The organism is Sinorhizobium fredii NGR234 (assembly GCF_000018545.1).
Lineage (GTDB): Bacteria > Pseudomonadota > Alphaproteobacteria > Rhizobiales > Rhizobiaceae > Sinorhizobium > Sinorhizobium fredii_A.
This window is the reverse complement of sequence record NC_012587.1, coordinates 2307762-2325046: the sequence shown is the minus strand read 5'-3', so window position 1 is coordinate 2325046 and position 17285 is coordinate 2307762. Positions and strand designations below refer to the sequence as shown.

Sequence of the window (17285 nt, the reverse complement as noted above, 5' to 3'; positions counted from 1 at the left end):
TATGCTTGCCCACCCGACCCTTGATAAATTGAACGCCATGGGCCTGACCGGCATGGCCAAGGCGTTCAACGAACTGATCAGCAACGGCGAGAGCGAACAATTGTCCCATGCCGAGTGGCTGGGGCTGCTGCTCGAGCGAGAATGGAGCTGGCGCTACGATCGCAAGCTTGCCGCACGTCTGAGGTTCGCCAAGCTGCGCCATCAGGCCGTGCCGGAGGATGTTGATTATCGCAGTGAACGCGGCCTCGATCGCGCGCTGTTCATGAAGCTGATCGGCGGCGACTGGATCGATGCCCACGACAACCTGGCGATCTGCGGGCCGTCCGGCGTCGGCAAGAGCTGGTTGGCCTGTGCGCTTGGGCACAAAGCCTGTCGCGACGATCGCTCGGTTCTCTACCAGCGTGTGCCGCGGCTGTTTGCCAATCTTGCCTTGGCTCGCGGCGACGGTCGATACGCAAGACTGCAGCGAACCCTCGGGCACGTCCAGCTCTTGATCCTTGACGATTGGGGTCTGGAACCGCTCAATGAGCAAGCGCGCCACGATCTTCTGGAGATCCTCGAAGATCGTTACGGACGCCGCTCGACGATCATCACCAGCCAGCTTCCGGTCTCAGCCTGGCACGAGATCATCGGCAATCCAACCTATGCCGATGCCATCCTCGACCGCCTCGTTCACAATGCCCACCGCATCGACCTATCCGGCGAAAGCTTACGGCAAAACCAGCGCCGGAAATCTTGACACGCGACCACGATCAACTGACAACAACTACAGCCAGCAGGACCCCAGCCTCAAGGGGGCGAGATCATCCCGGAATCCGGGGGCGCAATCATCTCGGAACAAAGGGGCGGCTTCATCGGAATCGGCATCCTGGCGTTCTGCCTCCTCAATACGACGGCGTTGCTTTTCGATCTCAGCCGCCTTAGCCGTTCTTTCGGAACAATGGATCAGTCGGCGCGGCGCAAGGTCCAAAATGATCTCGTCGAGGTCATCGAGAGGGGTGTTCCTGTATGCTGCCACCTCGATCTCTAGGACCTCAACGCCCATGATGCCCAACTTTTCGATTTTCGATTGAGGGCAGGGGTGTGTGTTCGCGATCTCGATGAAGAGCCGTCGACCATCTGGCATTGTCGCGGTGACGTCGGGGATCAGTTCTCCTGTTGCCGTCTCGAGGAGGACATCGGTGAGGTCTATAGACCGCTCGGGTGTGACGTCCACTGGCTTTCCGTCAAGGTCTGGTGTGGTCGTCGGCGGCAGGGTCACTCGACGGTGTTTCTCGATGATCTCCTTGGCGCGTGCATGAAGAGCGGTCTCGCCCGCCGTCGTGCAGTCGTAGACCATGTCTTCAGGGCGATGGGCGAAGTGGTACGCCATTCGAGACGGGTCGCCGCCGTTCTTTGCAACCAATGGCCTACCGCATCCGAAGCAGACGCATCTGCAGTCTCCACCGTTGGACCTCGGTGATATGACGCGGCGATCCGTCGTTCACGTCCTTGGCAACGAGGATCATGCCCTCGTCGTCTGGAAACAGGTCTGCAATGGTGGTTTTTGTTGCCATGTGGGCCTTGAATCGCTGTGGGTGCGAGAGGCTAGCCCGGGAACCAGGATTCCGGAAGTGGACCAAATCGTCGACTTGGATGAGGCGGACCAAGGGTCTACATATCGTCAGCAACCATTGCGGAGGACGCTTTGCTTCCATTGACGGATTTCATTTCTCGCCTACCTGGGGTCAAGCCCCGCAAAACACGCACCCTGATCATGGATGGTGATTTGCTCTCGAAAGACGAGAGGCGGGACATCTTCCCGCGAAGTGACAGCGTGTACGATACGGTCTACGTCATCGGACCAGATGCAGCCGCCGCCATCCTGAGGGCATATCGCGCAGGTGCGCTGCCAATGGACCGGGGCGAAGTCGTGCAGGAGACCCCGCTTGCTGATCAGTATCTGGAAAACGCCGATGTCCTTAGAGCGCAGATCGCTGAACGCAGACGAAAGCAGGCCGCCGTGAATGACATCTCCTTGGTCGAGGAGCGGGATTTCTTGGACAACAGATTGCTCGACCGCATCTTCTGGAAACATGTGGGGAAAGGCGAGGCGACCCTCACGCTCGCTGGCATCGACGTCACAAAATCCCTCCACGGGTATCCGACAAACAGTGGCAAGAATACCGACTACGAGGTCTCGTTCCATTGGATAGGCTCTGATGGCCAGCGGCGCACGTCTGGAACAGGCAAACCTTCGGCGGCCTTCAATCGCCGGAATGATGCCGATCGTAACTGGGGCCTGCACGAGTAGAGCATACGCCAGCTCTCAATCGAGGGATCGTGCTATGCGGTATGACGGGGGACTGCCCTAAATCACTGCAGGAGCACGATTTTTCGCCTTGCCCCGGTTGACTATATGAAAATGTTCTTTATTTGTTCTGTCCATGATCAGAAAGAGCCGGCTCATACGAATACGTTGATCTTCCGTCGCGATGACCGCGGCGGCGAACGACCATGTTTGCGTATGAGGTTGTCATGGGTACGGGCAGGCAGTCGGCGTCAATTCAGACGGCCGTTAGTTCTACATCGATCCGCATTTTCTATCCTTCGGCGACTATGCGGTGCGAAGGCGGTAAGGTCTTCCGCTCGCAGGCGGCCCGTGATGTCGGATGCCTGCTCGATGTCGAGCCTTCGGTCGTGTCATGGCGGTGCATGCCAAGCTCCGCCCTCGAACTCGACCATGTGCCAGACTTCGAAGTCATCCATGATAATGCCCGGATCGCTTTCGTCGATGCCCATGACCACGAACCCTCCGTCGACACCGCTGCCTTAGAGCAAGCCTTTGGAAGGCGAGGCGCGTCGTACCGCAGGATGTCGCGTGATGAACTCCATGGAGGTTTCCGCCTCCGTAATGCCAAGGACCTGCTCCGCTACGGCAATTACACCGTCCCGCTCGGCGATCGGCTGCGCCTCTTGGGCGCTCTCGACGAAAACGGATCGATGCCCATCGCCGAGTGCCTGAATGCGTTTCAGGAAACGAAGCCAGTCGCGGGCCTCGCCGCCATGATCCTCAACCGATATCTCGAAGTCGACCTGGACGATGCCCCGTTAGGACCGGAAACGGTGGTGAGGCGCATATCGCGGTGAACGGAAGTCGCCGCCCCGTGCCAAGATCACAAATGAGCCACCAGATGTCCCCCAGTTCGTTCACGCTAAACAGACGCCAGTCCCCGCCTAGCCTTGTCGTCGCGGCGGCCAGCTGTGCCGTTCGAGGTGCCCTCAGACCCTTCCTGCGACGCAAAGGCATTGCCTTCATCGTAATCCTGAATGTCGCCGAAGGAACGAGCGATTATTATCGACGCGCCGTCTCGTCGCTAATCCGGGACCCCGTTCCTGTGGATGAGGACTGTAATGAGATCGCTATCGTCATGACGGTTCCCGATGGGCCGCCCGACGCCCGGGCGATCTACGACCGCTTTCGTTACGGTCGGCAGATCGTCCTCGTCACGGAGAGAATGGACAACATCCCCTCAGAAGTGAAGTTGGCCGCCGACGTCATCGCTGAAATTCCTTCGCCCTCCGCCGACCACTACATGGCGGCATCTCGGGTCGCCAAAGTGCGAGGGATGACGCCGGAGATCGCCTCGTTGCTGACAGGGTTTTCGTTTGACGCCATCGCGTCGACCGTCCGCGGCACGAGGCCGTTGCTCAGCGCGGTCCGCCAACTGAAGAAATCGATCGTCGAGGCCGAGAAGTCCGCGCCCGCGCCAGTGAAGCCCAAGGGACCAAGCCTTGAGGAATTGGCGGGCTATGGTGCAGCGAAGACCTGGGGCCTTCAGCTAGCCGCGGACTTGCGTGCGTGGAAGGCTGGGGAGATTGCGTGGGAAGACGTCGATCGCGGCGCGTTGCTGCATGGTCCGCCCGGCTGCGGAAAGACGACATATGCCCGGGCGCTTGCGAATTCCTGCGAGGTCGACCTCGTGGTCGCGTCTGCCGCCCGTTGGCAGGCGGCCGGTCATCTGGGCGACTACCTGAAGGCAATGCGCGCTGCATTCGCACAAGCGATGAAGCAGTCGCCCAGCATCCTCTTCGTGGACGAGTTCGACAGCTTCGGTGATCGGGAAGGGGACGACGACCATGCAAGGGATTATCGGCGGCAGGTAATCAATGGGATGCTTGAATGCCTTGATCCTGTAGAGGGTCGTGAGGGCGTCATCGTCGTAGGTGCCACCAACAACCCGTCTGTCATCGACCGTGCCCTGCTTCGGCCGGGACGGCTTGAGACGCTGATCGAAATCCCATTGCCCGATGCTGCCGCCAGGGTCGCGATTTTGCGACATCATCTGCGCGATCAGGCGTTCGGCGGCGATCTCGCCCGTTTCGTCTCGGCGACCCGGGGATGGTCTGGTGCTGACATCGAGAAGCTTGCTCGCGACGCACGGCGGCTTTCGAGGCGGCGGAAGGTTGCCTTGTCGGAAGACCTCCTCCTCGAGGTAATGCCCGCACGATATGTCCTGAGCGAGAGCGAGCTGCGCCACACCGCGGTCCACGAAGCAGGCCATGCCATCGTGGCGGTCGTCCTTGCAAGCGACGTGCTCAAACAGGTTCACATCGACCGGGATGCGGCCCTTGGAGTCGGCGCTCAGTCCGTCGGAATGACCGTCTTGGAACCCGAGGTCGGTCGGGTTAAGACGGCAAGCTATTACGACGACCGGATCGCCATGCTCTTGGGCGGCATCGCGGCCGAGACGGTAGTCTATGGCTGCCATGCAGACGGGGCAGGCGGTGCGCCGTCATCGGACCTGGTTCTGGCAAGCGATATCGCCACGAAGCTGGAGCGTCATTTTGGTTTCGGTGAGGTGCTGTCTGTTGAGCTTGGAAAGGGTGACCGCCCCCTCGAGTATCTCCGTGATCGTGACCCAGAACTGCGGGGTCTCGTCGATGCAAGGCTGAAGGCCCAGTTCGACCGTGCGGTGGCGCTTCTTGCGGAGCATCGTGAGGAACTCGACCATCTTACCGAGGCGCTGGTCGCAAAGGGCCGCGTCATCGGCGACGAAATTCGGGCGCTTCTGGGCGTTTGTAGTCCAGGGGCACCGAATCCGCATCCGTCAGGACGTGACGGCTAGCGGTCAGGCTCCGCTCCTCGCTCGAGAGAGGGGCGGAGCCGCTAATTAACTACGGGCCATTATCCCAACGTGCCCGCGAACCGTTCGGACCACCTTTCACGTTGGAAGACCTCGCCGATGAAATCAATAAACACGCGGGTTTTGGTGGGAAGCAAGGTCCGGTTCGCATAGTAAATCGAAATCGGACCAGCGTCCGCGTACCATCCAGGTGTCAACCGGACGAGTTCACCGTTTTCCAGGTAAGGCAATGCGTCCGGTTTCGCGATCATGGCGACGCCAAGCCCCAGAACCGCGGCGGATCGCATCGCGGCCGGGTCGTTGACGACGATCCGTTCCTTCAGCGCCGCCGACTGCTCTTCACCTGCGACGTTTCGCATCTGCCATTGTCGAATTCGACCTGTCCGCATCGAGCGCATGACAATGCCGTCCAGCTCAGTCAGGCCGGATGGATCGTGAGGCGGAACGCGGTCCTGCATATATGACGGCGAGGCAACCGCGATGATGTGGGCCGAGGCAAGGGTTTTCGCAATGATGCCTGGTGTCAGCTCGAATCCACCACCGATCGCCGCGTCGTATCCCTCGGCGATCAGGTCAACCTGCCGATTCTCGAACATCCATTCCGGCCTGATCAGCGGGTACCGGCTCATGAACTCGGGCAGTTTCGGGAGAATGTACTCAATTCCAAATGTGGGGCTCATGCTGAGCCTCAGCACACCTGCCGGTTCGGCCTGCTCATTGGAAGCCTCGGCAATCGCACCTTGAAGGCTTTCCAGGTGGTCACGGACCGAATGGAGGAAGCGCTCGCCCGCCTCCGTCAGTGCCAGACTCCGTGTGCTGCGCTGGAAGAGCCGAAGCTTCAGGTTGGATTCCAGAGCGGCGACGTTCCTGCTGACCGCCGCTGGAGTCAGTCCCAGCCTGCGGGCTGCGGACGAGAAGCTGCCAAGCTCCGCGCTGCGAACGAAGGACTCGAGATTTGCCAGTGTTTCCATGAGCGATCTTTCAATGATTGCTTGAAATTAATAACAGTCTATTGTCTCTAATCATAGAGGAATAAGAGGGCGATATTCACTCCATCGAAACCGAGCAATGGAGTGATCGCAATGACCAACATCTCTTTGAAACTCTCCGGCAAGACCGCTCTCGTCACGGGCGGTTCCCGTTCTATCGGCGCAGCCATCGCAAAGCGCCTCGCGGCAGATGGAGCCGCAGTCGCCATTACCTACAGCGCCTCGCCGGAAAAGGCTGCCGCAGTCGTGAAGGAAATCGAAGACGCAGGCGGTCGTGCCATCGCCATCCATGCCGACTCTGGGAAACCTGAATCCGTACGGGCTGCGGTTGCCAAGACGGAGGAAACGTTCGGCTCCCTCGACATCCTTGTCAACAATGCCGGCATCGCACTCGGCGGTCCGATCGAGGACATCAAGTTCGAAGACTACGAGCGCATGATCGCGGTCAACGTGACCGGTGTGTTCGTCGGCACGCAGGAAGCCGCACGCCGCATGAAGTCGGGTGGGCGCATCATCCATATCGGTTCGTCCATGGTCCGGTATGCAGCCTTTCCGACAGCCTCTCTCTACACGCTGACGAAGGGAGCCGTCGCCGGCTTCAACCGCAGCCTCGTGAGAGACCTCGGTCCCAAGGGCATCACCGTGAACACCGTCCACCCTGGCCCGACCGACACCGACATGAACCCGGATGGAGGTCCCGTCTCGAAGATCGTCGGCCCCGGCATGGCGATCGGCCGCTACGGCAAGGACTACGAGGTCGCCAGTGTCGTGGCTTATCTCGCCAGCCCAGAGGCTGCCTTCGTAACCGGCGCTGACATCGTCGCCGATGGCGGCTTCACCGCCTGATCAGCAACCCAACCTGGAGACTTCCAATGTCTATCGGTATCATTGGAGCCGGCGAGATCGGCTCCGCATTCGCCCGCGCGCTTGCCCGGAACAGTATCGCCGCAACGATCTCCAACAGCCGTGGTCCCGACACATTGCGGGACTTCGCGGTCGAACTTACGCCACACATCACGGCAGGCACCGTCGAGGAAGCGGCCAAGGCCGATCTCGTGCTGGTCGCCGTGCCGTGGTCGAAGTTGCCCAAGGCATTGGCGGGTCTTTCTGATTGGGCCGGGCGCATCGTTATCGACGCCAACAACCCGATCGAGCGTCCTCTCTTCCAGCCAGCGGAACTCAATGGGCGATTGTCGACCGAAGTTTTCGCCGACCTGGTGCCAGGCGCTCGCGTCGTAAAGGCGTTCAACCATCTTCCTCCGCATCTGCTCTCTGGCGATCCGCGTGCCGAGGGTGGAAGCCGTGTCCTCTTTTACTCGGGAGATGACGCGAGGTCGAAGGCCGAAGTTGGTGCGCTGATCGCCAAATTGGGCTTCGCCGGGGTCGATCTCGGTCCGGTCTCGGTCGGTGGAAAGCTCGTGCAGTTCCCCGGTGGTCCGCTCCCCGCACTCAACCTCGTGAAGTTTGGATGACGAACCTCGGCCGGAAGCTCGTTCCTCCGGCCGAACGTTCTCACTGATAAGGGACTTTCAAATGGATATGTGCGCGCTTCGCAAAAACTGGACATTGATTCCGCTAAATCCCGGACAGCAATTTCATTAAAGTCCGGACAGTTTGATGCGGTTGGTCCTCGGCAGCCTGGTTAGCATCAGGGCTGATTGATTTCGCCGTTTTCTGCCCCAGTCAAGAGGGGTGCGCTTTTTTGCTTTCGCATGCTCTCGCCCCGGAGGGTGATGCGGTGAGCATTGTGGACGATACGGTCGAGTATGGCGTCGGCGACCGTGCTGTCGGCAATAAGGTCGTGCCAGCTTGCCACGGGAACCTGAGCTGTGATCAGGGTGGACTTTCGCTGATAACGCTCCTCGACGATTTCGAAGAGGTGAAAGCGCTGCTGATCGGAGAGCGTATGGGTTCCAAAGTCATCGAGGATGAGGAGCTGGACGCGGGTGAGCCTGTCGATGAGGCGGGGGAAGGAGCCGTCGAGGCGGGCAAGCGCGAGCTCCTCGAACATTCGGGGCACGCGCACATAGAGCACGGAGTGACCGAGCCTGGCCGCTTGCCTGCCGAAGGCACAGGCCAGCCATGACTTGCCGGTGCCGGTGTGGCCGGTGATGATCAGGCCCTCGTGGGCGGTGAGCCATTGCCCCTGGGCGAGCGCCATGGTGTTGCGCCGGTCGAGACCGCGGGCGGCGGCGAAGTCGATATCTTCGATACAGGCCTGGGCAAAGCGTAGCTTGGCGGAGGCGAGCCGGTTACGGATGCGCTTGTCGGCGCGCAGGGTGACTTCGCGGTCGAGCATCAGTCCGAGCCACTCATCGCGGCTGAGCTCATTGGTGCCGGACTGCTCGGTCAATTCGCGCCAGGCGGCGGCCATGCCCGTCAGCCCGAGGGCCTGCATCTGGTCGAGGGTGGGGTTCGTCAGCATTCTTGCTTCCTTCACTGGTAGTAGGATCGGCCACGGATATTGGTATGCGCAGGCGTGGGGGCCGCGTGTTCAGCCTGCGGTCTTTCCCGGTCGAGGCCGGATTTGAGGATGGAGGCGACGGAGGAATAGGTGATGGCATTAATGGTGAGCGCCCGCTCACAGGCCGCCTCGAGGCGCTGGGATCCATAGCGCGGCGCCAGCGACAGAATGCCCATGGCCGAGCGGTATCCCTGTTCCGGATGCGGCCTGTCGCGCATCATGCGTTCGACCAGGATGGCGGCATTGGGGCCGATCTGGGTCGCACGGCCGATCAGATTGGCCGGCGTGGTGTTGGCATAGCGCTGATGCGCCTTGGGCATATGGTCGTTGACGGTGACGTGGCCGGAACGCTGGGAGCGGCGAACATGGCTGGCGACACGCTGGTGGTCGTGGAAGATCTCGACCACCCGGTGGGTGAGCCGCACCTGGAGGGTGCATCCGATCAGCCGATGCGGCACCGAGTAGAAGGTCTTGTCGACCTCGACATGATAGTCCGGATGGACCTTCGCCGACTTCCATTCCGCATATTCGAACGGTATCGCCGGCAAGGGCTTCAAGGCTGGCCGCTCGATCTCCTCGAACAGCTCGCGGCGGCTTTTGCCGACATGGCGCATCGTCCGGTTGTTCAGGTCCTCGAGCAATTCGGCAATCGCCGTGTTGAGGGCGGCAAGCGAGAAGAAGGTACGGTTCCTGAGCCGGGCCAGAATCCAGCGTTCCACGATCAATACCGCGCCTTCGACCCGGCCTTTGTCGCGCGGTTTCCTGCTGCGGGTCGGCAGGATCGTGGTGTCGTAATGCTCCGCCATGGCGGCGAACGTCGCAGTCAATGTCGGCTCGAACCAAAGGGCCTTGGCCACCCCCGATTTGAGGTTGTCGCACACGATTGCCTTGGTGACCCCACCATAGAAGGTCAGAGCACGCACCTGACCGTCGATCCAATCCGGCAACTGCTGGCTAAAGCTGGCATGGGCGAAGGTCAGGTTGGAGGCGCCCAGCACCGCGACAAAGATTTGGGCCGGATGGATGACACCGGTTGCCGGATCGATCACCGGCACCGTCGGCCCGGCATAGTCGGTCTGCATCACGGCGCCCGCCGCGTGCCGATTGCGGAACGCTACACTGGTGCGCTGCCGAAAGGCGGCAACCTGCTCGCAGAACCAGGTGAAGCCGTAACCATCAGGATGGCTGGCGCGGTATTCCTGCCATAGAAGCGTCAGCGTCACGCCTTTGCGCTTCAGCTCCCGAACCACCAGCGCCCAGTCCGGCTCGCTGAGATCGCGCGGCGGTCGACCGGCTCGGCCGAACAGCCGCCGCTCCAGCTTTGCATCCTCGTCCGCGCCGATTGGCAACGGCCACGAAAGCCCGGCTTCCCGAGATCGCAGCAAATAGGTCGATACCGAGCTCTTGCCGATCTTCAGCCGCTCGGCAATCTCGCGCACCGAAAGACCCTCTTCATGGGTCAGGCGCAGAATAGTCCGGATATCCCTCACTGTCGTTCGTCTTGCTTGCTTCCGTCTCGGCATCGGCCCCTCTCAACGTTGTCGTGAGAGGCCTAACCAACAAGACGGCGCAGCCGCGAACCAACCCGTCAAACCGCCGCCGGAAACTGTCCGGGATTTAGCGGAATCGCTGTCCGGGAATTACTGAAAACTGTGTCCGGAGATTACCGGAAATCCTGTCCGGACTTTGCCGAAACCCGCAGATATGCCTGTTTCGCCCAGCTATGCGCAAACTCGTGCGCATGCGCCACTCGCGTCCTGGGCCGCAGTTGCCAGCGTCGGAGTTGGCGCATTCGCTCTCGTCACCACGGAATTCCTACCCGTTGGACTGCTGCCGCAGATCGCAGCGGACATTGGAATCAGCGAGGGGCAGGCTGGCCTGATGGTGACGACGCCGGGCATCCTCGCCGCCATCGCCGCCCCTCTCACGATAGGCCTTGCGGGTCGGTTCGACCGCAAGCACGTTCTGGTCTTACTTTTGGGTCTGCTCGTGCTGTCAAATGCAATTGTTGCGATGGCGACCAGTTTCCAGGCGCTGATGTTTGGCCGAGTTCTACTGGGGATCGGAGTCGGTGGCTTCTGGACGATCGGGGGATCACTTGGTCCGCGCCTTCGCCCCGGAGCGGAGGGCGGACGTGCGACGTCTCTGATCTATTCCGGGGTGTCGCTGGGAACGGTCGCCGGGGTGCCGGCGGGCGCACTCGTCGGGAATCTGCTCGGTTGGCGTCTTTGGTCTGGCGTCTGGAGTAGCCATTTTCGTCGTTGCTGCGCTCCTGGTGCTCTTGCCCTCGATCAAGCCACAGCAGTCATCCGGGTTGGCCCAAGTCCCCGCGGTCCTTCGAAACAGAAAGACGCAAGTAGGCCTGCTTGCCGCTGTCCTGATATTCATAGGGCAATTCGCCGCCTACACCTACATCACGCCTTTTCTCAATCGGGTCTCGCATATCGACGCGGCCGTGCTCAGCGCGCTGCTTCTCGGATACGGTATTGCCGGCTTCATCGGAAATCTGTTCGGCGGCTGGGCCGTAGGTAGGAACTTGCGACTCTCTGTGTCGGGGACTGCTGCGTTGATCAGTTTGTCTGCGTTTGGCCTCGCGATAACAGGGGATAGCGCCTTGGCCGCAACGATCTGGACGCTCGCCTGGGGCTTCGGCTTCGGGATGCTTCCGATTGCCATGCAAACCTATATGTTCAGCTCTGCGCCCGACCAGCTCGAAAGCGTGGCAGCCTTGTTCGTTTCGACTGCGCAGCTCGCCATTGGAGCAGGTGCTCTGGTTGGAGGTCTGGCCGTCGATCATTTTGGGGTCGCAAGCGCTCTGGTGATAGGAGGCGTGGCCGCCTTGCTGACCGCCCTTTTAGTCGGCGCGTCTACCGGAAAACAATAGAGCGCCGTACTCCCCACCATCCAATGAGACGCGACGGTCAACAGGCACACACTGCCCTCGCAGGAGAGCAGTGTGTGCTCCTCAGGAGCGCTGCTTAGGTGTTTGCAATCAAGCGTAAGCGGAGCTTCACCTGATCGATGCCCTGCTTAATCTTTATCCGACGGCCGAGTGGTTTGAATCCTACCTCGTTCAAGGCAGAACCCAACGACGGTTCCTTGCGGCGGGTCTTCTTACGGCGTGACGGCCGAGCCATCGTGATCTCCTTATATCCGGCCCAGCGCACCTTGAGCTCAGTGTAGCCATCCGGCAAGCGCTGACAGGTCCCATCCGGACAAAATCAATCAGGCTAGCCACTCGACATCCCCGAACGCTCTTGACGGGAGAACGGATGTTCTCTAAATGTTCTTGTCATGATCAAAGCTGTCCTGTTTCCGATACGAGTACTTTGACGTTCGACCGCGCAAGCGGAGGCGGCAGTTATCGTATCGAGGTCAGGAATGGCATCAAGAGATCAAAATCAGCAGATGTGGCCTGAAAGCGCAGAAGTCATCCGGCTTTCGGTAGACGATCAGGTTCAGACGACGCTTCCAACTCAGGAAGGTGTCGAAGCGTGAAACTCTGGATCATTTCCGACTTGCATTTGGAATTCGGCCAACCCTTCGTTGTGCCGCCTCCTGATGCCGATGTCCTGGTTTGCGCGGGCGATCTTTTGACACGCGGCATCGTCCGGAGCATCGAATGGTTGGCGACCAACATCCCTTCCTCGATGCCTGTCGTGTTCACGGCAGGGAACCATGAATACTATGGAGGCTCCGTGCAGGAGAGCATCCGCGATGCGCGCTCGCTGCGAGACCGCTATCCCAACATCCATTGGCTCGAAAACGAGACCGTAGACATCCGAGGCGTCAGGTTTGTAGGGGCGACCCTGTGGACCGACTTCCGCCTCAACGGGGGCGATCCCGAACTGGCGATGGCGGCCGCCCAGAGCGGGATGAACGACTACAAGAAGATCAAGTTTTCCAAGCTTCCCTATCGGAAGTTCAAGCCGATCCATGCTTACCGAAAGCATCACGAGTCCAGGGCGTTTCTCAAATCCACGCTGGAGAACGCCACGGCCTGGTATACGGTCGTCCTAACCCATCACGCCCCGTCGCCCAGATCGATTCCAGCCGAGTTCCGGGGCGATCCGCTCTCCGCCTGCTACGCCACCAATTTGGAGGACCTGATCGTCGATGGGCAGCCAGCGTTGTGGGTGCATGGTCACGTTCACAAGAGGGTTGATTACCGGGTCGGGGGGACGAGAGTGCTAGCCAATCCGCGCGGCTATCCCGGGGAGGGGATCGGCTTCGATCCGCAGCTCGTCATCGAAATCTAGGTTATCGTGATATCGCGGGTGCTACCTCGCGGCAGAGTTGAGCTACTCGTTTGATGAACCTATATGCAGGCAGACGCCCCATCTCCAGCGTATGGCACTTCATGACCCTCGAGGATTCACTGCTCAACTGAATGGCTCCACCTTCTGGGAAGAATTCACGTTCTCGCAGAACCAGTTTCGCCGCGACCGGGTCAGGAGCTGGAACTCGCCGACAGCTTCGTGTGGCTCGGTGAAACAGCCTTCGTCATTCAGATGAAGGAGCGCGCGAAACCGACAGACGATCCCGAGACGGAAAAACGCTGGTTCAAGGACGCGGTCCGACGGAAGGCCGTCAGTCAAATCAAGGACTCCCTCCGGTTCCTCAAAGAACACGAAGCAATTTCAATCGCGAACGGACGCGGTAAACGCTATCACGTTCGCGGCCGTGATCTCCGCCACATTGAAAAGATCATCCTTTACGCCGCTGGCCCTTCGTTGCCGGATGAATGTCGACGCACTCAGTACCACGACAGTGAGACTGCGGGATTCATCCACATTTTTGAGCGGAACGACTACAGCCTAGTCGTCAAGACGCTCGCGGTTCCCGAGGAAATCCGCCGCTACCTTGAATACCGCCAGAAGGCGCTTCTCGCGCTCACCGAGGCGAAGGTGGCGGTTGTTGAGGCTGATGTCTTGGCGGCTTACCTGTCCGATGAAGCGCTTCCATCGCCATCATCACATAAAGCGCTGGATCGCTTGGTGGACGACGCCGAGCAGTCCGACCTTTCTCCGATCATGAACCGTCTCGCCGATCACATTCAAAAGCCTGACGATAGCGCTGACTACTCCCGCATCCTGCTCGAGTTCGCAAAGCTTCCGAGGTCGGCGTGGAGAGCTGCCAAGCAAAGGCTGGACTTGTCGATCGAAGCCGCCAAGGGCGGGCGGTTCGAACGGCCCTACAGGTTCTATTTCCCGGCCACGGATTGCAGTTTCATGTTTTCGCCTTTCCCTCCTGGGAGGCCGACAACAGGACCTGAAGGGGAACTGGCAAGGAGCACAGGCCTCCAGAGCCTGACGGCAGCCGCAAAATATATGAGCGAGGCCGGCCGGGGTATCGGGGTCCTCGTTTCGAAGGATGGTGAGTTCCTGCATCTGGATTGGTGCTTGATTGCCGAACCCTGGGAGCGCGATCCCGAGTTCGATGCTCTTCTGGCGTTGAACAACCCGTTTCGCGACGTCAGGGAGCAACGGATGGACGGGTATTACTTCGTCAACGAGTAGGACAAGAAGTTCATAGCAATGCGATCGTGGGGAAGCATGCAGGACATTGTTGTTCGGAAGGCCACTGCACGTGACGCGATCGTCTTGCCTTGATGTCGTGGTTACCCCGCCTCCGCAATCCGCCAATAATTGAGCGCGCTACGGACCTCCTCACGAGGATAGAATTGTCCCGCTTCTACGAGGTCGCGACGGATCGTCGCGAGCCTTCGATCTGCGTCTGCCTTGATTTCTTCTGAAAATGGTATGGTGCCAAGCGGGCGCTTCTCTTCGCCCTGCCTCGGCCAGCTGTTGGGCCACGCTGACCATTCGCTCCATGCATCAAGGGCCTTATTGGTGGCTTCCAGGGTCTCGTGATCGCATTGCCAACCGTAAAGGTTGCGCGCACAAAGTCGCAGCATCGCTTTAATCTCGGGCATAGTATCGGTGAATGCCTTCAGCGGAGTCGGCAAAAGGACCATGTTGGCGATGCAGGAGTAAAAGCGGTGATCCGCGACCACGTCGTTCGACTTCTGATATTTGGCATCGTCGACACCCCATAAATGGCAGCACGACCAATTCGGCCGGTTCTTCTTGCGAAGACCGAGCGCCCTAGTCAGCGCTTCATTCGCGTTGATGTTCCCTTCGAATTTGTGGACCTTGGTCTTGCTGACCCGGTTGGTGTTGATGCGCGGTTCCGACCAGTTCGCATTGTAGAACAGCTTCCGTCGCGCATGTTCCGGGTACCACACTGGCAAATATCGAAATGTCTCCGGGGCAACCCACCTTGCCGTCCGCTCCACCAGCGAGGCTATTTCTCTAAGTCCGATTTCCGCCCTCAGCGCCTCCAAGCCGTCATCAATCACGTATCGTTTCCTTTTGTCATGATCTCGCCCATCCTGGTCATCGAGGTGGCATTTACAATTCGAAGGATTCCAGGATCGGACAAGGACCTGACTTGCCCGTCGCGCATTCCCCGACGAGGCGCTGCAATGCCTCCCGCGCGCGCTGAAGCTCGGCGATCCTGGTGTCCAGGGCATTGATTCGGTTCTTGGCAAGATGGCGGGCTCGTTCTCTGTCCTCGCCGGAATCCAAATCGAGCAGTTCCTTGATCTCTTCAAGGGTGAAACCCGCCGCCTGGGCCTGCCTTATGAACAGCAGCCGGCGCACGTCTCCGTCGCCGTAGTGGCGCACTCCCTCAGAACGTCGCGGCGTGGCCAGCAACCCCCGCCGTTGATAGTAGCGGATCGTCTCCACACCCACCTGTCCGGCTGCCGCAAATTTTCCGATCGTCATTTCCATGGCTTATTGACTCCGTACCATGGTACGGAACGTATTGTCGTGCCAACTGTTTCACAAGAGTGAGGAGCCGTGAAATGTTGGACAGGACAAACCCCGGAAATCTTTCCAAGAAGGCCGTGCTGTATCGCATGGTGATGGCGGAGCATACCTGCCCGTACGGACTGAAGGCGAAGGACTTGCTGAAGCGTTCGGGCTATGAAGTCGACGACCGCCACCTGACGACGCGCGAAGAGACGGACGCCTTCAAGGCACAGCACGGAGTGGCGACGACACCGCAGGTTTTCATCGGAGAACAAAGGGTCGGAGGGTACGACGACCTTCGCAGGTTCCTTGGGAAACCCGTCGCGGACACCAAGGCCACCAGCTACCGCCCTGTGATCGTCCTGTTTGCTTTGACCGCCTTGATGGCAATGGCCGCCAGCTACGTGGCCGAAGGCAGCCCGTTCACACTGCGGGCGGCTGAATGGTTCATCGCCTTCTCGATGGTCGTCCTTGCCCTGCTGAAGCTCCAGAACGTCGAGAGTTTCGCAACGATGTTCCTGAACTATGACTTGCTGGCGAAGCGCTGGGTTCCGTACAGCTACATCTACCCCTATGCCGAAGGCTTGGCCGGGGTCCTGATGATAGCCGGCGCGCTGAACTGGCTATCGGTTCCGGTGGCGTTCTTCATCGGCACTGTCGGAGCCGCATCCGTCTTCAAGGCAGTCTACATCGACAAGAGGGAGCTGAAGTGCGCCTGTGTCGGCGGAGCGAGCAACGTCCCCCTCGGCTTCATCTCGCTGACGGAAAACCTGATGATGATCGCGATGGCGGTCTGGATGGCTGCAGCTTCGCTCGGCATCCCTGTCGGGCACGCCATGTAGTCTCCCGGCGCTCAACACCGATCGGTGCCATTCCACGCTAGGAAGCAGTACCGATCGGTAAATGTCCGCAGCGGTCCGGCATTGCATTATTGGGGGCAGGCCTCTAGTCTTCGCTTAGTCGTCAGGCGGACCGGACGACTACGAAGATGAGGCAGCCAAACCTGCCCGAAGAACCTCCAAGCGGTATCCAAGCCGCCCGCCATTTTCCCTTGTGAACCGAGCAAGCGTCGTTTTTGGCGCGGCTCATGGCTGTTTGGAGATGACAATGAAGTATGCCCTCGTAGAAGGAATCCGTCTGGAGGCGACGACAGGCGTTCGCGGGAATTGCCCCGGATGCTCCTCGCCCATGATCCCCAAGTGCGGTCTCAAACGACTGCACCACTGGGCACATAAGAGTACCGTCGCCTGTGACCGCTGGTGGGAACCCGAAACCGAATGGCATCGCGGCTGGAAGAACCAGTTTCCCGCGGAGTGGCAGGAGATCAGGCATATCGCGTCCAACGGCGATGTCCACATAGCCGATGTCAAGTCCGCGAGCGGTAGTGTGCTTGAGTTCCAGTATTCAGCTATCACCCCCGAGGAGCGGGCGGCTCGCGAGGCGTTCTATGGCCGCATGGTGTGGATTGTGAACGGCAATCGGTTGAAACGCGATCTGCCGTCATTCCAGGAGGCGCTGACCTATGCACCATCGGCCGAGACGAAGGCGCGCTCATGGCTTCTCTCGGATCAGGACTCTGCGATCATCGGACGCTGGAGGGGAGGCAGTCACCCCGTGTTTCTGGATTTCGGTGACGCGGACTTTTCGTCGCCTTGGCTGCCTTCCACAGGATTGATTTGGTGGCTGACCTACATCCCCCGCGGTCGGGTCATCGCGACGCCCGTTCACAGACAGAGTGTCATCGACCATTTCCTCTCCGGCACGCCTATACGCGGGTTTGGCAGGCTCAAGCCGCCTCCGTCTCGTCGGTCTGCGTTGCCGGGTTTCGAGGCATATCGCGCGAGGAAAGATGCCCGTCGGTGGAGGTTCTGACCCAGCGTGAAATCAA

At 59.9% G+C, this 17285-nt stretch carries 17 protein-coding genes and 1 pseudogene; 11 read left to right on the top strand and 7 right to left on the bottom strand.

Going from position 1 to position 17285, the window contains the following annotated elements; translation table 11 throughout:
• Window position 1: 1 nt before the first annotated feature.
• Window positions 2-739 carry an IS21-like element ISRel16 family helper ATPase IstB gene (gene istB, locus NGR_RS22390; RefSeq protein WP_012706223.1) on the top strand — a complete coding sequence of 246 codons (738 nt, stop codon included), beginning with the start codon at window positions 2-4 and terminating at the stop codon, window positions 737-739.
• Between the two features lie 27 nt (window positions 740-766).
• Here the strand turns inward: istB (NGR_RS22390) and NGR_RS22385 are convergent, their stop codons facing one another.
• Entirely contained in the window at window positions 767-1405 is a 639-nt protein-coding gene (locus NGR_RS22385; protein ID WP_012708765.1) for a hypothetical protein, read from the bottom strand.
• 4 nt (window positions 1406-1409) lie between these two features.
• Entirely contained in the window at window positions 1410-1556 is a 147-nt protein-coding gene (locus NGR_RS22380; protein ID WP_164924411.1) for a hypothetical protein, read from the bottom strand.
• A 140-nt stretch (window positions 1557-1696) separates the two neighbouring features.
• On the opposite strand from NGR_RS22380, the gene NGR_RS22375 reads away from it, so the two are divergent.
• The 3 genes from NGR_RS22375 (at window position 1697) to NGR_RS22365 (ending at window position 5108) form a co-directional block, all read left to right on the top strand.
• On the top strand, window positions 1697-2293 hold the full coding sequence (locus NGR_RS22375; protein ID WP_240545164.1) for a hypothetical protein: 597 nt from the start codon (window positions 1697-1699) through the stop codon (window positions 2291-2293).
• 224 nt (window positions 2294-2517) lie between these two features.
• Complete coding sequence (locus tag NGR_RS22370) at window positions 2518-3129, top strand: hypothetical protein (protein ID WP_012708762.1); 612 nt, start codon at window positions 2518-2520, stop codon at window positions 3127-3129.
• A gap of 32 nt (window positions 3130-3161) precedes the next feature.
• Window positions 3162-5108 carry an AAA family ATPase gene (locus tag NGR_RS22365; RefSeq protein ID WP_164924410.1) on the top strand — a complete coding sequence of 649 codons (1947 nt, stop codon included), beginning with the start codon at window positions 3162-3164 and terminating at the stop codon, window positions 5106-5108.
• A gap of 59 nt (window positions 5109-5167) precedes the next feature.
• Here NGR_RS22365 and NGR_RS22360 read toward each other — a convergent pair whose 3' ends face one another.
• Window positions 5168-6097, bottom strand: coding sequence for a LysR family transcriptional regulator (locus tag NGR_RS22360; protein WP_012708760.1), 930 nt, complete (start codon window positions 6095-6097; stop codon window positions 5168-5170).
• A 111-nt stretch (window positions 6098-6208) separates the two neighbouring features.
• Here NGR_RS22360 and NGR_RS22355 point away from each other — a divergent pair, with 111 nt between their 5' ends.
• Both NGR_RS22355 and NGR_RS22350 read left to right on the top strand, forming a co-directional pair.
• Entirely contained in the window at window positions 6209-6961 is a 753-nt protein-coding gene (locus tag NGR_RS22355; RefSeq protein ID WP_012708759.1) for a 3-oxoacyl-ACP reductase family protein, read from the top strand.
• A 26-nt stretch (window positions 6962-6987) separates the two neighbouring features.
• A complete protein-coding gene (locus tag NGR_RS22350; RefSeq protein ID WP_012708758.1) occupies window positions 6988-7587 on the top strand; it encodes an NADPH-dependent F420 reductase in 600 nt (199 codons plus the stop codon).
• Between the two features lie 176 nt (window positions 7588-7763).
• Here the strand turns inward: NGR_RS22350 and istB (NGR_RS22345) are convergent, their stop codons facing one another.
• Both istB (NGR_RS22345) and istA read right to left on the bottom strand, forming a co-directional pair.
• Window positions 7764-8540 (bottom strand): IS21-like element ISRsp2 family helper ATPase IstB, encoded by a 777-nt coding sequence (gene istB / locus NGR_RS22345; RefSeq protein ID WP_012708757.1) that lies wholly within the window; start codon window positions 8538-8540, stop codon window positions 7764-7766.
• A gap of 11 nt (window positions 8541-8551) precedes the next feature.
• Window positions 8552-10102 (bottom strand): IS21-like element ISRsp2 family transposase, encoded by a 1551-nt coding sequence (istA, locus tag NGR_RS22340; protein ID WP_010875060.1) that lies wholly within the window; start codon window positions 10100-10102, stop codon window positions 8552-8554.
• A gap of 181 nt (window positions 10103-10283) precedes the next feature.
• Between istA and NGR_RS33870 the strand changes: the two are divergent.
• From NGR_RS33870 to NGR_RS22325, 3 genes and pseudogenes are all read left to right on the top strand, one after another.
• A pseudogene (locus NGR_RS33870) lies at window positions 10284-11463 on the top strand (MFS transporter).
• A gap of 610 nt (window positions 11464-12073) precedes the next feature.
• The gene (locus NGR_RS22330) at window positions 12074-12838 is read left to right on the top strand and encodes a metallophosphoesterase (RefSeq protein ID WP_012708754.1); all 765 of its coding nucleotides are present in this window, start codon (window positions 12074-12076) and stop codon (window positions 12836-12838) included.
• Window positions 12839-13057: 219 nt separating this feature from the next.
• Entirely contained in the window at window positions 13058-14098 is a 1041-nt protein-coding gene (locus tag NGR_RS22325) for a hypothetical protein (RefSeq protein ID WP_240545163.1), read from the top strand.
• A gap of 101 nt (window positions 14099-14199) precedes the next feature.
• Here the strand turns inward: NGR_RS22325 and NGR_RS22320 are convergent, their stop codons facing one another.
• Window positions 14200-14940: a hypothetical protein gene (locus NGR_RS22320; protein WP_012708752.1), complete on the bottom strand. Its 741-nt coding sequence runs from the start codon at window positions 14938-14940 to the stop codon at window positions 14200-14202.
• A 52-nt stretch (window positions 14941-14992) separates the two neighbouring features.
• Complete coding sequence (locus NGR_RS22315; protein ID WP_012708751.1) at window positions 14993-15376, bottom strand: MerR family transcriptional regulator; 384 nt, start codon at window positions 15374-15376, stop codon at window positions 14993-14995.
• Window positions 15377-15450: 74 nt separating this feature from the next.
• Between NGR_RS22315 and NGR_RS22310 the strand changes: the two genes are divergently transcribed.
• Both NGR_RS22310 and NGR_RS22305 read left to right on the top strand, forming a co-directional pair.
• The gene (locus NGR_RS22310) at window positions 15451-16239 is read left to right on the top strand and encodes a glutaredoxin family protein (RefSeq protein ID WP_012708750.1); all 789 of its coding nucleotides are present in this window, start codon (window positions 15451-15453) and stop codon (window positions 16237-16239) included.
• Window positions 16240-16504: 265 nt separating this feature from the next.
• Window positions 16505-17269: a competence protein CoiA gene (locus tag NGR_RS22305; protein WP_012708749.1), complete on the top strand. Its 765-nt coding sequence runs from the start codon at window positions 16505-16507 to the stop codon at window positions 17267-17269.
• The last annotated feature ends 16 nt before the right edge of the window (window positions 17270-17285 follow it).

Bases quoted from the DNA above. Each gene is read 5' to 3' on its own strand.
- NGR_RS22380 (WP_164924411.1), bottom strand. From the start codon at position 1,556: ATGGCAACAAAAACCACCATTGCAGACCTGTTTCCAGACGACGAGGGC.
- NGR_RS22315 (WP_012708751.1), bottom strand. From the start codon at position 15,376: ATGGAAATGACGATCGGAAAATTTGCGGCAGCCGGACAGGTGGGTGTG.
- NGR_RS22370 (WP_012708762.1), top strand. From the start codon at position 2,518: ATGGGTACGGGCAGGCAGTCGGCGTCAATTCAGACGGCCGTTAGTTCT.
- NGR_RS22350 (WP_012708758.1), top strand. From the start codon at position 6,988: ATGTCTATCGGTATCATTGGAGCCGGCGAGATCGGCTCCGCATTCGCC.
- NGR_RS22305 (WP_012708749.1), top strand. From the start codon at position 16,505: ATGAAGTATGCCCTCGTAGAAGGAATCCGTCTGGAGGCGACGACAGGC.
- NGR_RS22360 (WP_012708760.1), bottom strand. From the start codon at position 6,097: ATGGAAACACTGGCAAATCTCGAGTCCTTCGTTCGCAGCGCGGAGCTT.
- NGR_RS22365 (WP_164924410.1), top strand. From the start codon at position 3,162: ATGAGCCACCAGATGTCCCCCAGTTCGTTCACGCTAAACAGACGCCAG.
- istB (WP_012706223.1), top strand. From the start codon at position 2: ATGCTTGCCCACCCGACCCTTGATAAATTGAACGCCATGGGCCTGACC.
- istA (WP_010875060.1), bottom strand. From the start codon at position 10,102: ATGCCGAGACGGAAGCAAGCAAGACGAACGACAGTGAGGGATATCCGG.
- istB (WP_012708757.1), bottom strand. From the start codon at position 8,540: ATGCTGACGAACCCCACCCTCGACCAGATGCAGGCCCTCGGGCTGACG.
- NGR_RS22310 (WP_012708750.1), top strand. From the start codon at position 15,451: ATGTTGGACAGGACAAACCCCGGAAATCTTTCCAAGAAGGCCGTGCTG.
- NGR_RS22355 (WP_012708759.1), top strand. From the start codon at position 6,209: ATGACCAACATCTCTTTGAAACTCTCCGGCAAGACCGCTCTCGTCACG.